Below are 15,486 nucleotides of genomic sequence, written 5' to 3' on the forward strand. Positions count from 1 at the left end.
GGAGGTGCCCTTACATGCAAAAAAATCAAACAGGTAAATTACTGTTTAAATACGCGCTTACGGCAAAGAAAACATTCATCCTGGCGCTGATCATGCTGGCCGTCGGCGTAGCCGCCGATCTGGCCGGCCCGTTCATCGCCAGGTCGATGATCGACGATCACATGCTGGCAATCGAAAAGCCGTTTTATGAGACAGCGAAAGCCGATGATGAAGCCGTTTCTTACGACGGACGCTATTTCAAACGCGGCGACCGCTTTACCGCGGACGAGGAACGCGGCGGCGAGGCCCGCATCCTGCAGGTCGGCAAATCGTTCGTCTTCGTGGACTCCGCCGTCGCCGATGTCTCCGGCGACCGCAGCTTCAAGGACGGCGTGCTGACGTTTGCCCATAACGGCGAGATAGCGGAATATCCGGCCGAGAAGCTCGGCGCTGCCGAGGTGTTCGCTTTTTACAAACCGGAAATTCCCGGAATTATGACCCTGGTCGGCTGGTACTTCGTCTTTCTGGCGATTTCGATCGTAATGGAATTCGGTAAAACGTACTGGCTGCAATCTTCGGCCAACCAGGTGATCCGGAAGCTGCGGATCGATGTCTATGCCCATATCCAGCGCTTGCCGGTCAATTTCTTCGATAATCTGCCGGCCGGCAAAGTGGTGTCCCGGGTCACGAACGACACCGAGGCGGTGAAGGATTTGTTTATCGCCGTTCTCTCCAACTTTTTCTCGGGTATCATCAATATGCTCGGCGTCTATGTGGCGTTATTCCTGCTCGATATGCGGCTCGGCCTGATCTGTCTGTTCGTCGTGCCGATCATTTGGGCGTGGGTGGTCCTCTACCGGAAATTCGCCACCAAATACAATACGATCATCCGCTCGCGCTTGAGCGAAATCAACGCGATTATCAACGAATCGATTCAGGGGATGTCGATCATCCGCGTGTTCCGCCGCCAAGAGCAAACGAAGGAAGAATTCGAGAATCTGAACGAAGACTATATGAAGCACCAGAACAAAATGCTGAATCTGAACGCGTTTACGACCCACAACCTGGTCAATGTCATCCGCAACCTCGCGTTCGCGGTCGTGCTCTGGTACTTCGGTTCGGCTCAGTTGGGCGGCGTCGGCATCATCTCGCTCGGAGTGCTGTACGCCTTCGTCGACGTACTCGGCCGGCTGTTCCAGCCGATTACCGGGATGGTCAACCAACTAGCCGCTTTGGACACCTCCATGGTATCGGCGGGCCGCGTGTTCGCCCTGATGGACGAACCGGGCGAGCCCGTCACCGACGGTTCGATGCCGCGCTATAAAGGGAATGTGGAATTCAAGGACGTCTCGTTCGCCTACAAGCGCGATTACGTGCTGAAGAACATTTCCTTCGAGGCCAAGCAGGGCCAAACCGTGGCGCTCGTCGGCCATACCGGGTCGGGGAAAAGCTCGATCATCAACCTGCTGTTCCGTTTCTACGACCCACAGAAGGGTACGATCACGATCGACGGGAAGCCGGTGAAAGAATTGCCGAAGCAGTGGATCCGCCAGCATATGGGGATCGTGCTGCAGGACCCGTACCTGTTCACCGGCACGATCGCTTCGAATGTCAGCCTGGGCGATGAGCGTATCTCGCGGGAAACGATCGCGAAGGCGCTCGAGGACGTCGGCGCAACGAAGATTCTCTCCCATCTCCCGAAAGGGCTGGATGAGCCGGTCGTGGAGAAGGGCAGCACGCTGTCTGCGGGCGAACGTCAATTGATCTCGTTCGCGCGGGCGCTGGCCTTCGACCCAGCGATCCTTATCCTCGATGAGGCGACCGCCAACATCGACACGGAGACCGAGGCGCTGATCCAATCCGCGCTCGAAGTGCTCAAGCGGGGGCGGACGACGTTCATCATCGCCCACCGCCTGTCGACGATCCGCAGCGCGGATCAGATCCTCGTGCTGCATCGCGGCGAAATCGTCGAACGCGGCACGCACGAAGAACTGCTCGCGCTCGGCGGGCGCTACTATCAGATGTACCGCCTCCAGCTCGGCGCGACAGAAGCGCCGGCTCCGGCTGCTTCGGCGATGCAGCCGGCCATGAACCGGATTTAATGCCGAATCAATCACATATAGAAGCCCGGTTGGAAACGGATATGTCTCTCCGTTTCTCCAACCGGGCTTTTTTTCGTTATGTAGGTAAACGGATCGGACGGATAGACTAATTTAATAAGCCTTTGAATCTCCCCATGATAACCGTGTTATAGTATTTGCCGTCCGAATGTCTTCGATCGTTTTTTAACAGTCCCTCGATTTCGAAGCCGAAGCTTTCGTACAGCTTGATCGCCTTCTCATTGGTTTCCAACACGTTCAGCGTCAGTTTCGTAATGTCGTTGTCATCGGCCCATACCAGAGACTGCTGTAGGAGATTTCTGCCGATCGCATGCCCCCAAAAATCCTTCAGCACGCACACCCCGAATTCCGCTTTATGCGCAAAACGGCTTAAATCAACGCCTTCGCATCTTGAATAACCTACGATCGCATGATCCAAAGCGGCTACGAGAAACAAGTTTCTCGGGCTTTCGGCGTCCTTGTTGATGATTTGCCGAAATCCCGCCGTATCGATAAATGCTTCCCCTTTTTCACGGTCCATATTTTCGGTTTCCCCGTCAATCCGGACTCTTAACTCCGACAATGCTTCCGCATCATTAACGTTAGCCGATCTGATTGTATAGCTCAGATCATTTACCTGAAAAACCTGTTGATTGATGATCATGTTTTCCTCCGATTGATATTATAAATATCCACTTGCAAAATACGAACCTATGTTCTATTATTGATTCGAAATGGTAAATTGTGATAAGGAGATGTCCAGATGGTTGAAAGAGTAACAACTCCGTTTAGTTATTCCTCAGCGGTCGTTGCCGGAGATTATATTTTTCTCGGGCTGCACCGGGGGGAGGGCGCGACGTTTGCGGAGCAAATCCGCGATGCCATCGTTTACTTGGACAATACGCTTCGGAAATGCGGCGCTTCCCTAGATCGGATCGTCAAGATTTCGGTCTATCTCAAGCATATTGCGGATTTGCCGGAAATGGAAAAGATTTTTTTCGATTATTTTGCCAAGGACCATTTTCCCGCCAGAATGACCACGACCACGGAGTTTATCGACGAGGACTGCCTCGTCATGATCGACGGAATCGCTTATACACCTGCTGCCTCGCCCTCGCATACATAATTTACTGCTCTTAGTGATCGCTTTTGCAGTGTATAAACAGGCAAAGCCGGAGGTCCTATGACCTCCGGCTCCCTGCTCTAGTCTTTCAGTTCTTTAATTTCCACGCTGTATTTGCTCGAAACATAAGTTTCCGTTTTGGTATCGGTAATAACCTGAGGATAAAATTTGTTCCGCTCCGGAGACAACAGCTCGTAGTAAATAATCGCCTTACTCTTCATGAATTCGATCTTGGCGACGGAAATGCCGTAACCCGGATTTCCCGCTTCATGGCGGGTCAGGACAACCTTATTGATTTGATTGTTGACCTTCTCCACGTTAAAGGTAACTTCTTCCTTCGATGGGGCCTCGTTTTCCTTGGCTTCTTCGACGAATTGTGCGGCATTGTATACCATGCGGGCCGCTTCAATACGGGTCATTGCGGCCGTGGGATAAAACTTTCCTTTTTCGTCCAATTCGGTGATCTTCATCAGCAGCAATCTTTGAATACTGCCTGAATAGAGCACATTTCCGTCATCCGCATCCTTGAAGTCAATGTACATTTTGATCATCGGATAATCGCCGGTCGCCGAGATCGCCTGGTCCAAAATATATGCGAACTCCTCTTTGGTAATCTCGCTGTTCCACTTAAAGCCCTTAGGGAACTCGATTCCATTGGCCTCGGCGATTTCCAGCGCCCGAGTGTACCAGAATTTGTTCCCGTTCGCCTTTTTGGAGGCGGCGTAATCCAGATTATTTTCCAAATCCAGCGCTTGAACGATCATCTGTACCGCCTGAGCGCCGGTCAGCTTGCTGTGAGGAGCAAACTTGTCTTTGGTCAATCCCTGGATGATCCCTTGCGTTTGGAGCGACTCGGTGATTTTTGCATCCTGTCCCTGGACATCGCTGAAAGCCGATGCCGATGAAGCAAGAAGCATCGAACCGGACAACAGCAAAGCGGCCGCTGCTTTGAACTTTCCATTTTTCATTAATCATCACCTCTGCCCTTCTAGACGGGACCGCCTTTCCAAAAGTTGCTGCAATTGCCGAATATTTTATCAAGCAAGGCTAATTGCTTTATTAAGCGGCACCTTTCATTTTGCGGCAAATTTCCGCACAGCGGCGGCAGGCGGCCGCACAATCCTTGCAATGATCATGCTCATGCTTCTCGCATTCCTCCGCGCACGCATCGCACGCCTTGGCGCAGAGCTCGCAAATTTCCGCCGCAAACGGCGTATTCCGGGACAACGCTTCCGCGGTAAAGGCGCAAATATCGGCGCACTCCCGGTCAAAGCGGATACATTCTCTCAGCATCGCCAGTTCATACTCTTTCAGACTGGAGACATAGCAGTAATTACATGCATTCATGCACTCGAGACAAGCTTCGATGGTTTCGCGGTATTTTTCCTGGATCATAGTTCAATTACCTCCCGATGATGAGTTGCAAGTACCAACATGCTCACTATGTATTACCATTCTTTCGAGAAGCTGAAACGAAAAGGAAATGATACCCAGCTGATATGAAACGGACAATGGACTTCCCCTTTTATACCGTCCCCGCGTTTTTCTCCAGAGCTTTGAGCTGCCCAGCCAGCGCCTCGCGGTCGAAATGCTCGCCGATGAATACGGCCACGTCCGGGACATCGCCTTGCGGCGTTATTTTTAGATAGTCGGCCTCGCGGTACGCATACTGGAACAAGAACCGGCTGGACGTATCGGCAAACCGTAATATCCCTTTTCCCCGATAAACTTCTCGCGGCAAATCCGCAATGAATTGCTCGAATTCCACGCTGTCAACGGGTCCGTTGAAGTAGTGCGTGTAGACGGTCACATGATCATGCGAAGTGTGAGTGTGTCCTTCATGGCGATGGCCTTGATGTTCATTGGCTTCATGTATATGAGAGTCGTGTTCATGATCTCCCTCATGCACATGATGGCCTTGGTCATGAGCCGAGCAATGGTCACGGCCCGAATCTCCTTCGCCCTGGTCCCGAGGGCTTGTGCCGCCGCCTTCGAGTAATAACGGGAGATCCACCTCGCATTTCACCGCAGGGATGATGCGGGCGTACGGGTTCAGCCGGGCCAACAGTCCCTCCATTTCCGTGCGTGTTTCGGCGCCGATCCGGTCGATTTTGTTCAGAATGAGCCGCGAGCCGCAGCGGATTTGGTCCAGCATGAGCCGGTAGGTTTTCCCCTGCTGCGAGGCGTACAACTCAGCCAGGTGAGCCGCGTCCACAACCGTTATCATCGGCATGATTTCCAGCTTCAAATAAAGGGAAGCCTCCGTCACCGCATCGAAAATTTCCAGCGGATTGGCCGCCCCCGTCGCTTCGATCACGACCAGATCCGGCCGCTCCGTTTTGACCAATTCGTACAATTGCATGCTGAGATCGTCCCGGATCGTGCAGCAAATGCAGCCTCCGAGCATTTCGGCCATCGGCACTTCCTCGCCGACGATTACGCCGTCCAGATTTACTTCGCCAATCTCGTTCATCACTACCGCGGGCAGCAGCCCGTTATCCTTCCAATATGACAACAACCGCTGCAGCAGCGTCGTTTTTCCGCTGCCCAAAAATCCCGCCAAAATATAAATGGGAATTGCCTTTCCCGTCGCTTCCATTCTCCGATTCCTCCGTGGTCTTTCTTAACTGTCCATGAGAGCGAGTTTACACCAACTTTACGATCATGCAACTTCCGTGTCCTTCGCGGCCTTTACTCAAATGAAGTGAACCGTTCTTACCTGTTGTGGTAAATTATAATTACAAAATCCTCACACAGAAAGGATACGAACGATGATAAGATCCGTAGACGAGCACCGCAAGGAAGCGCCCCGGGAGGTCGCCTGCATGGTCGTTACCGTTTCGGACACACGGACCCCCGAGAACGATGCAAGCGGCCAATTGATGAAGCAGCTGCTTGAAGAAAATGGATACAACGTAGTCAAATATACCATTGTCAAAGACGAGTATGACGGCATCCGCCAGCTGCTGCGCGAAGCGGTGACCAGCCGCGAGGTGGAAGCGGTGCTGCTCAGCGGCGGCACGGGTATTGCGCCGCGGGACACTACCCTGGAGGCCGTACGAAGCCTCTTGAACAAGGAGATGCCAGGCTTCGGCGAGATCTTCCGCTATCTCAGTTATACGGAGGATATCGGTCCCGCCGCGATCTTGAGCCGGGCGGTCGCGGGAACGATCGGCAATATGGCCGTATTTTCGATGCCGGGTTCGCAGGGAGCGGTAAAGCTGGCGATGGAAAAGATCATCCTGCCGGAGCTTAGACATGTGATGCGTGAAATCTACAAAAAATAAACCGATTGCAGCAGGCCAAAAACCCCTCTTCGGTACGGAAGCGTTGATTCTTGCCTTCCGTCCGTTAAGAGGGGTTATTGCTGTTTAAGGCGCCGACCGGTCGTTCATTCCGCTTAACACCGAATGAAAAACCGACTTGACATCCTCGCTGTATTTGGATTTTTGAATTCCGCTGGAAGCGTAAACTAGAGCAGTATTGCCCTTCTGCGCAATGACGGACGCTTCGTTGGCCGCCGCGGCTTTAGCTCGCCCATCCCCGGCTCCGTACATTTCCCCGATCTCCCGGACCCGGTCGCTTTCGCTGGGATAAACATGAACGAGCAAAAAATGACGCGCATCGCCGTTAATGAAATAACTATAGCTGATGTTGCCGTCAAGCCCTTCCGCATAGGTCTCATGCGTCAGCCGGATGCCGCGGTTGGCGCACTCGGCTTTCAAAGCCTGAAGCAGCGCGGTATTCAGCGTTGCGCCCCGGGACAACTGGCGGGCATTTCCTTCGTTATAGCTTTTCATGTTGTACTTGTTAAGTTCATCCCGGGCCATGTTCCGCGCTCCGTCGCCGCAGCCCGCCGCAAGCGACAGCGCCAGTACGGCGCTTAGTCCTGCCGTCCACAATCTCATCACCATCCCACCTTTTCAATTGCTCATTCATGAAACGATGGGGTTAGAATGCCTCGCACTTGACCATTTTATACCAAATGCGGCTAGCGATACATCAACCGCGAATCTTTTATCCTTGCTGGCACGGTTGCTTTTCGGCCGAAGCCGGCAAACTCTTGGGTGCGGTTTTCCGGTTTACGAGACCGATGCTGAACGAGATCAGCAGCAAGCCCAACACCAAGGTGAGCGTAATGGATTCTCCAAGCAGGAAAATACTGAAAATGCTCGCAAGCACCGGGATAGCGAATGTATAGGATCCCACCGTGCTCGCTTCTCCGCTGTCCAGCAGCTTGAAATAAACCAGCCAGCCCGCGGCGATCACGAAGATCGAGATAAACAGCAGCAGCCCGATAAACGAAGCCGTCCAGTGAATATCTCCCCAGCTTTCCGTCGCTGAACCCGCCAAAGTAAGAAACGCCCCGCCGATCAGCATTTGTACCGTTACGGCCCAGAGCGAATCGAGCTGCGCGCTTTTTTTCTTCATATAGATACTGCCGATCGCCCAGCACAGCGCCGAAAGAAGCGCGAGTACAATGCCGACCGGAGACAGGTGTCCTTGAAGGCCGCCCAGACTAATAAGCGCCACCCCGCCGAAGCCTATGATTAAACCGACCCATTTGAGCCAAGACATGCTTTCTCCTAGCCAGATCCAGGAGAATAAGCCGAGCAGCACCGGCTGCAGAAAGACGATGGTGGAAAACAGTCCCGCAGGTAAATATCCGATACCGACCGTCTGCAATCCGTAGTACCCGATAATGTTAAACAGCGCCAATATCAGATACACCCCTTTATTCTCCTTCCAGCGCAAACCGGATCTATGCCGGATCGCGATCATCAGCAGAAGAATGCCGCCCAATAAAGTGCGAATCCCGGAAAATAAAATCGGCGGTACTTCCGGGAGCGCCATTTTCGTGAGCGGCCAATTGATGCCCCAAACCACGACCAAAAAAACGACCAGTCCAAACGTCGCTTTGGGAGTCAAACTTCTATTCATTTTACCCACCCTCTCTTGAAAAACACTTTCTTAGTGTATACCTAAACCACGGATGGGTCCATACCCGTAAGATTCTTACAAAAAAGGCTTGCATCCCCGTGAGGGAATACAAGCCTTTTCATTCGGTTTACGATTTCAGCGAAATCACCTGACGGCCGACCGCTTTGCCGCCGAGCACCGTACCCAATGCTTCGGGAAGCTGCTCCAGCCCGTACACTGTCACCCAATCTTGGAGCGCCGCTTCCGGCTTCCATTCACCGGCCAGCAGCCTCCACAGCTTCAGCCGCAGCGGCATCGGGCATTCGACGGAGTCGATGCCGAGCAGGTTCACCCCGCGCAAAATGAACGGGTAAACCGACGTATCCAGGCCGCCGCCGGCGGCCATGCCGGACAAGGCGACGGAGCCGCCGTATTTCACGCTCTTCAGCATATCGGCGGTGACGCTGCCGCCGACCGGGTCGACGACGGCCGCCCATTGCGCCTTGCCGAGCGCCCCTTTGGCGCCGGAGGCGGCTTCCTCGCGGCTGAGCACCCGGCTGGCGCCCAGGGCAAGCAGCTTGTCCGCAGCGTCCGGCTTGCCGGTCACGGCGGCGACCTCGAAGCCGAGCTTGCCCAGGATGCAGACGGCTATGCTGCCCACGCCGCCGGTAGCCCCAGCGACCAGCACCGGACCGTTAGCCGGGCTCAGCCCGTTGACGAGCAGCCGCTCCACCGACAACGCGGCAGTGAACCCGGCCGTCCCGATCGCCATCGCTTCCAGCGGAGTGAGCCCGGCCGGCAGAGGCACGAGCCAGTCGCCCGGAACGCGCGCGAACTCGGCGTAGCCCCCGTCATGGCTCACACCGAGGCCATAGCCGGTGGCGAGCACCAAATCGCCGGGACGGTACCGTTCGTCCTGCGATTCCGTCACTTCCCCGGCCAGATCGATGCCGGGGGTAATCGGATAATTCCGGACGATTTTCCCGTCCGGGGTTGAAGCCAGTCCGTCCTTATAATTGACGCTGGAATAATGCACGGAGATCAGTACATTCCCTGCAGGCAAGTCTTCCAAGGCAACGGACTCCGTTCCCGTCCGAAAACCCGCCTCATCATGATGCACGCGAAAAGCCCGAAATTGTTCCATATGTCTTCCTCCTCTGGTCTAGTCAAGGTTCGGCGCTGCCGCGATGATGGCGGTTCCCCGTCTTTGTCCGGCATTATCCGTCAACCCGGAGCCATCCTTACAGAAAAGGATGCTCATGCTTGACTTTAAGCACGGTCCAGCGGCGCTCCACTTCTTCTTCAAACTCTTTGAGCGCCGGAGCATTTTCCGGTTTCAGCAAATGGCGGGTTTTGCCCATCGTCTTCAGCCAATCGGTCAGCGGAACCCGTTTGTTTTTCTCTTCCGGATTGTAAGTGATCGTCGTTTGTCCATGCTCCACTTCATACAGCGGGAAGAAGCAGGAGTTCACTGCCGCATCCACGATTTGCGTTCCTTCATCATCCTTGGTAATCCAGTTGAGCGGACACGCTATCAATATTTTACCATAAACCAGGCCTTCGTTCTGTGCGTACCATTGGGCTTTGGCCGCTTTTTTCACGAGATCCTGCGGGTATGCTTCACTGCCCGTAAACACGTACGGGATATTGGTGGCGGCCATAATTTGCGCCGTATCTTTATGCTGGAACGATTTCCCCTTCTGCACCGAGCCGATATTGGACGTCGAAGTCCGATGGCCGAGCGGCGTCGAATAAGAAAGCTGCGCCCCGGTGTTCATGTAGCCTTCATTGTCGTATTCCACGATAATCATCCGGTGGTTCCGCAGCGCGGCGCCGATCGCCGGCCCCATGCCGATGTCCATCCCGCCGTCCCCGGTGACCATGACGAAGGTGAAATCGTCCTTCAAGCCGAGTTCGTCCAATTCGCCTCTGCGTTTGCGCTCCCAGAACATTTCCACCAGACCGGACATCGTCGCGGCCCCGTTTTGGAACAGGTTATGGATGTACGTCGCTTTATGGGACGAATAAGGATAGCCCGTGGTCGTTACCATCGCGCAGCCCGTATGGAACAAGGCTACGATATCGCCCTCGATGCCTTTGAAGAACAGCTCAAGCCCGGAGAAAATACCGCAGCCCGGGCAGGCCCCGTGACCGGGCGCAAGCCGTTTCGGCTTCTTCGTCAAGGCGCGCAGCGGCGGAATTTTGACGCCGAGCTTGCCGGTTTCTTCGTTTTTCGTGACCGTGATGAGACCGGTCTTCAGGTCTTCAAAGTTCAGCGGCTTGATTACCCGCTGCGGCGCTTTTTCTTTATCGCCCGGGGTATGGCCGTAGTAATCGAACGGCACCTTAACTTCATTCTCTTTCGCCGCTTCGATGGCGAGCGAGAACAAATGATGGCCGTCCTCGGCGTAAAACTCTTTGCCGCCCAGCCCGTAAACGCGGCTGATTACTTTCGTCGTACGGTTGCCGTAAGTGAACAGCGCCGATTTGATCTCATGGCTCATGTTGCCGCCGTGGGCCCCGAAGGAATCCGCGCGGTCGCCGATCGTAAGCGCCTTGACGTTCTTCAGCGCTTCGGCGATTTGCTTCTGCGGGAACGGGCGGATGATATTCGGCGCGATCGATCCCGCCTTGATGCCTTGGCGGCGTAATTCGTCGACCACATCCTTGATGATTTCCGAGGCCGAATTCATCAGGAACACGGCGACCTCGGCGTCCTCCATCCGGTACAGGTCAAGCAGCGGATATTCGCGCCCGGTCAATTCGGCGTACTCGGCGGAGATCCGTTCGAACACATGCTCCGCGTTGTACATCGCCTGAGACTGCTGATATTTGTTATTGATATAGTCGGGCTCATTCATGTATGGGCCGACCGTGATCGGGTTGTTCCGATCCAGCGTATGCGGGAAGCCCCCCGGCGGACGTTCGCCGACGAATTTCAGCACATCTTCGTTATTGGCGAACGTGCGGACTCTGCGCTTCTGATGGGAGGTGAAATAACCGTCCGAGGCAACGAGCACCGGCAGCCGGACTTCCGGATCTTCCGCCAGCTTGAGCGCCAAGATGTTCATATCGTATACCGATTGAGGATCGCGGCACATCAAAATCGGCCAGCCCGTATTCAAGGCAAAATAAAGGTCCGAATGGTCGCCGTGAATATCGAGCGGCCCGGATACCGAGCGGCAGACGAGGTTCATGACCATCGGGAAGCGCGTTCCCGATTGAACCGGCATCTGCTCCAGCATATACATATATCCGTTCGCGCTCGTCGCGTTGAACACGCGGCCGCCGCCGGTGGACGCCCCGTAGCAAATCCCCGCCGAACTATGCTCTCCGTCCGAAGCGATCAGCTTGATGTCATGCTGTCCGTTCGCTTTCATCAAATCGAGAAATTGGGCGACCTCCGTGGACGGAGAGATCGGAAAATAACCCATGATATGATAATTGATCTGATGGGCGGCGTAGGCCGCCATCTCGTTACCCGACTCGTAAACGACGCGCTCCTCCACTTTGGCAGTTCTGCGCTCTTTTTCCAAATTTATCGCCATTTATGTTTACCGCCCTTCCGTATATAAATTAGAGAACCGCCAGATCGAACAGATGCGGTACCCGGTTCTGCTCGGCGTATCCGTCTTCCTCCCGCTCTCCGGACAAAGCGTCCGTCGGGCAGGCATGGATGCACTTCAGACAGCCCTTGCAATACTGATAATCGATGCCTTTCAGGAACATTTGCGGACGGCCCTTCTTGTCCGGAAGCTCCTCCCAGACGAAGCAGTTGTCGGGGCAGACATTGTCGCAGCCCGCGCAATGAATGCAGGATTCCGCTTTGAAATGAGGCATCATGCCGGAGCGGGAAATGCTCAAATCCTTCAGCATGCTGTTGCCCGGGTTGGAAATAATCCCGCCGATCGGCTGCGTTTCGTAGCCGAGCACAGGCGTGTCCGCCCGGACGAAAGCCGGCATGGCCACGCCTTCCGGCAATTCGAAGGTCTGAAAGACCACTTCGTTATAGCCGCGTTCGAACGTCGCCAAGGCCGGCGCGACCGTTTGCGGATATTTTTTCTCCAGCGATTTGCGGATGACGTCCTTCATCGTTTCCGGATCCAGAAACGGACAAAGGCGGAACATCGCGCCGAGCATCGCCATATTGACCCGGTTTTTCTCTTCCAGGGCAATACCGGTCGCATCGATCACCGCGATGGTCCCGCCGATCAGCTTCATTTTCTCTTTCAATTGTTCCGGCGTCTTGCGCGAATTCACCAGCACGGTGCTGTCTTCATAAATCCCGCTAATGACGTTGACCGTCTTCGCCAGCGCCTCCTGGAAGATACCGACGATATGCGGCCGTTCTACCGGTGAGGTGTCGCGAATCTGCGTATCCATATCGCAAAAACGGATATGCGCTTTGACGGGTGAACCCTTTTTCTCCGACCCGTAGGATGAGAAGCTGACCCCGTTCAGGCCCGCCCCCTCCACTCCGGCTTCGGCAAGCATTTTTCCCGCGAGATTGGCCCCCAGTCCCCCGATGGATTCCAGACGGATTTCGAAAAATCCAAGTTCGTTCAGCTTCGGCAATTGTACCACGCGTTTGACTCCCTTCTTCGCTGCCGCGAAATCATAACGACGCAAAATGAGTTAAAAAAATCACACAAAAATAATGCTTCATTAATTTTTCAATTTATCACAGAAGCAGTGTGACGAATGTAACAAATGTCATATGGACAATCTCAATGTGACATTTGTACGCGGGATGTCATAAATATCACACAATGTCGAAAAGCTGCCGAACACTTGGCAAAAAAATCGATTCCTGCGCTTTCCCGAGAAATAAATTCCTGCGAGACATTGCCTATTGCCCGTACTTCCAGTCCCCACACAAAAAAACAGTCCCACAGGCCTGCCTAGACAAGCCCGTGAAACTGTTGTAATAAATACTATTATTCTTCCGTTTGACTCATATACTGTTCGATCAACTTTTGCTTGAGCTCCCAGGCTTCCTGGCTTTGGTTGACCCGGTAAATTTCCGGGTTAAGCTTGCGCAGATATTCCGGCCAGAACATGTTAAGCTGGGCTTTGTGATGCTCCCGTATCCCCTGCAAATCCGGCAGCTCGTAAACCAGCTCCCCGTCCACAAAGATCGGCTGGAGCATCGAAACCGATTCGTAGTCCTTGACCGTCTTCTTGAGGTACGGATGAACGGGGTCGAACAGCCGCAGCTTGCCGCCGTCTCGGGCCTGTTCCTCATGCGGCAAACAGACATAGTCGGCGATCGCCTTGCCGTTTTCCTTGCTGACGATCCGCAGCACGTCCTTCTTGCCGGGCGAGGTGACCTTCTCCGGGTTGCCGGAAATTTTGATCGTCGGCTCCATCACCCCGTTGTTCTCGCGTTCAACCAGCTTATAAACGCCGCCCAGAGCCGGCTGGTCCGCCGCCGTGATCAACTGGGTCCCGACGCCCCAGGTATCGATTTTGGCTCCCTGCGCTTTAAGATTGAAGATGGTGTTTTCATCCAAATCGTTGGACGCGACGATTTTTACATAATCGAGTCCCGCTTCATCCAGCATTTTGCGCGCCTGAACCGATAAATAGGCGAGGTCGCCGCTGTCGAGCCGGATGCTTCCGAGCCGCTTGCCCCTGGCTTCGAGCAGCTTGGCCGTACGGATAGCGTTCGGTACCCCGCTCTCCAGCGTATCGAACGTATCGACCAGCAGGGATACATGGTCCGGCATCGCTTTGGCGTAAATCTCAAACGCCTCCTGCTCGGAACCGAAAATCTGCACCCAGGAGTGCGCGTGCGTTCCTTTGGTCGGAATGCCGAAGATCTCTCCGGCCAGCAGGTTGGACGTGGCGTCGAAGCCGGAAATATACGCCGCCCGGGCTCCCCAGACCGCCGCATCGGCTTCCTGGGCCCGGCGTGTCCCGAATTCCAGCAGCACGTCATGTTCGGCCACCCGCTTGATCCGCGACGCCTTGGTCGCGATCAAGGTTTGAAAGTTCATAAAGTTAAGCATTGCCGTTTCGATGAGCTGCGTCTCCAGGATCGAACCTTCCACCCGGATAAGCGGTTCGTTCGGGAAGCAAAGATCCCCTTCGCGAAACGAATGAATCGTCCCCCGGAATCGAAAATTCCGCAGCAGCTCCAGAAACTCCGGTTTATAATTCTCCTCCTGCTTGGCGAGAAAGCGCAGATCCTCCTCGGTAAAGCGAAGGTCCCGGATATAATTCACAATCCGCTCGAGGCCCGCAAACACGGCGTATCCGTTGCCGAAAGGAAGCTTGCGGAAGTATGCTTCAAATACCGTCTTGCGCAGATGGGAGCCGTTGATCCAATGCGCGTAGATCATGTTGATTTGATATTTGTCCGTATGCAGCGCCAAATGTTCCGTTTGCATGGTGTCTCATCCTCTCTGGCTGTCCTGGTGACAGAAAGGGCAGCATCCTTATCTTTCTTATCATCTTTTTCATATCATCTTTTTTCATTTCGTCTTATTCTTCATTCAATCCACTAACCATATCCAGTAACTTATGGGCCTATGTATAATGCGATGCCCGCGCTAGGTATAGATCGACAGCTGAGGCGTGAAATCGGTGAACCGATACAACTGGGCCGGACGCTGGGAATACTGATTAGAAAGCAGCGGTTTACCGTTCTCGTCGCGTACCTCTTCCAGAATTCCCTGCCGGCTGCGGGTCGACGTGATTTTACGGATGAAATTGAGCTCCGCAAAATCGGGAACGACGGTTTGAATGACCTGATACAGCTCACCGAGCGTAAAATGCGGCGGCAAAAACTGCTTGGCGATCGTAGTTTGCAGCATTTGCTGCTGGATTCTCCGGTAAGCGTCCTGCAAAATTTCGCGATGGTCAAACGCCAGGTCCAGTTCCCCCAGCGCCTCCTTAACCGTAAACAGCCCAACCTCCTGCGCATCATCCGCAGATTGGCGTTTCTCCAGCACCTCTTCCTCCACCAAGGCAAAGAAGGCATGGGAGATAATCCAGCCGCGCGGATCCCGCCCCGGCTTGCTGTACACGCCCAAATATTCCAAATGACGGCCGTCGACCCCGGTTTCTTCCTTCAACTCCCGCCGGGCCGTTTCATAGAGCGACTCATCCTCCTGCGAAAATCCGCCCGGGAGCGCCCATGCGCCGGCAAAAGGCCAGCTTCTGCGGCGGATCAGCATCACCTTCAGGTCAAAATGAGGCAGCGACTTGGTCGATGCTTTCCGTTCTTGCCTTGATAAAGTAAACATGACGATATCCGCCGGGATTCCGTCCGGGGTGCGGTATTTCTTTACTTCATTCTCAGGCTCTGCTTGCCGCTTCTCATTGCTCATCAAGATCACCACATCGTATTTATTTCATCAC

14 protein-coding genes are annotated in these 15,486 nt (G+C 54.2%); 3 read left to right on the forward strand and 11 right to left on the reverse strand.

Features of this window, described 5'->3' with window-relative positions:
• The first annotated feature begins 14 nt into the window (after positions 1-14).
• A complete protein-coding gene (locus V3851_RS04620; RefSeq protein ID WP_331845349.1) occupies positions 15-2,081 on the forward strand; it encodes an ABC transporter ATP-binding protein in 2,067 nt (688 codons plus the stop codon).
• A 106-nt stretch (positions 2,082-2,187) separates the two neighbouring features.
• On the opposite strand, the gene V3851_RS04625 is transcribed toward V3851_RS04620, so the two are convergent.
• On the reverse strand, positions 2,188-2,742 hold the full coding sequence (locus V3851_RS04625; protein ID WP_331845350.1) for a GNAT family N-acetyltransferase: 555 nt from the start codon (positions 2,740-2,742) through the stop codon (positions 2,188-2,190).
• Positions 2,743-2,841: 99 nt separating this feature from the next.
• Here V3851_RS04625 and V3851_RS04630 point away from each other — a divergent pair, with 99 nt between their 5' ends.
• Complete coding sequence (locus V3851_RS04630; protein ID WP_331845351.1) at positions 2,842-3,204, forward strand: RidA family protein; 363 nt, start codon at positions 2,842-2,844, stop codon at positions 3,202-3,204.
• Positions 3,205-3,281: 77 nt separating this feature from the next.
• Here V3851_RS04630 and V3851_RS04635 read toward each other — a convergent pair whose 3' ends face one another.
• The 3 genes from V3851_RS04635 to V3851_RS04645 form a co-directional block, all read right to left on the reverse strand.
• Complete coding sequence (locus tag V3851_RS04635) at positions 3,282-4,169, reverse strand: S-layer homology domain-containing protein (RefSeq protein ID WP_331845352.1); 888 nt, start codon at positions 4,167-4,169, stop codon at positions 3,282-3,284.
• Positions 4,170-4,260: 91 nt separating this feature from the next.
• A complete protein-coding gene (locus V3851_RS04640; RefSeq protein WP_331845353.1) occupies positions 4,261-4,596 on the reverse strand; it encodes a four-helix bundle copper-binding protein in 336 nt (111 codons plus the stop codon).
• 130 nt (positions 4,597-4,726) lie between these two features.
• Complete coding sequence (locus V3851_RS04645; protein WP_331845354.1) at positions 4,727-5,800, reverse strand: CobW family GTP-binding protein; 1,074 nt, start codon at positions 5,798-5,800, stop codon at positions 4,727-4,729.
• A gap of 172 nt (positions 5,801-5,972) precedes the next feature.
• Here V3851_RS04645 and V3851_RS04650 point away from each other — a divergent pair, with 172 nt between their 5' ends.
• Positions 5,973-6,488 (forward strand): MogA/MoaB family molybdenum cofactor biosynthesis protein, encoded by a 516-nt coding sequence (locus V3851_RS04650; protein WP_331845355.1) that lies wholly within the window; start codon positions 5,973-5,975, stop codon positions 6,486-6,488.
• 84 nt (positions 6,489-6,572) lie between these two features.
• Here the strand turns inward: V3851_RS04650 and V3851_RS04655 are convergent, their stop codons facing one another.
• From V3851_RS04655 to V3851_RS04685, 7 genes are all read right to left on the reverse strand, one after another.
• Positions 6,573-7,109 (reverse strand): hypothetical protein, encoded by a 537-nt coding sequence (locus V3851_RS04655; protein WP_331845356.1) that lies wholly within the window; start codon positions 7,107-7,109, stop codon positions 6,573-6,575.
• 109 nt (positions 7,110-7,218) lie between these two features.
• A complete protein-coding gene (locus tag V3851_RS04660; protein ID WP_331845357.1) occupies positions 7,219-8,142 on the reverse strand; it encodes a DMT family transporter in 924 nt (307 codons plus the stop codon).
• Positions 8,143-8,269: 127 nt separating this feature from the next.
• Positions 8,270-9,265, reverse strand: a complete 996-nt coding sequence (locus V3851_RS04665) for an acrylyl-CoA reductase family protein (RefSeq protein ID WP_331845358.1) — start codon at positions 9,263-9,265, stop codon at positions 8,270-8,272.
• A 97-nt stretch (positions 9,266-9,362) separates the two neighbouring features.
• Entirely contained in the window at positions 9,363-11,669 is a 2,307-nt protein-coding gene (locus V3851_RS04670) for a thiamine pyrophosphate-dependent enzyme (protein WP_331845359.1), read from the reverse strand.
• Between the two features lie 28 nt (positions 11,670-11,697).
• A complete protein-coding gene (locus V3851_RS04675; protein ID WP_331845360.1) occupies positions 11,698-12,705 on the reverse strand; it encodes a 2-oxoacid:acceptor oxidoreductase family protein in 1,008 nt (335 codons plus the stop codon).
• Between the two features lie 353 nt (positions 12,706-13,058).
• Positions 13,059-14,513 carry a nicotinate phosphoribosyltransferase gene (locus tag V3851_RS04680; RefSeq protein ID WP_331845361.1) on the reverse strand — a complete coding sequence of 485 codons (1,455 nt, stop codon included), beginning with the start codon at positions 14,511-14,513 and terminating at the stop codon, positions 13,059-13,061.
• A 162-nt stretch (positions 14,514-14,675) separates the two neighbouring features.
• Positions 14,676-15,455, reverse strand: coding sequence for an NUDIX domain-containing protein (locus tag V3851_RS04685; protein WP_331845362.1), 780 nt, complete (start codon positions 15,453-15,455; stop codon positions 14,676-14,678).
• Between the last annotated feature and the right edge of the window lie 31 nt (positions 15,456-15,486).

Origin of the sequence: Paenibacillus haidiansis, from assembly GCF_036553665.1 — a bacterium.
Lineage (GTDB): Bacteria > Bacillota > Bacilli > Paenibacillales > Paenibacillaceae > Fontibacillus > Fontibacillus haidiansis.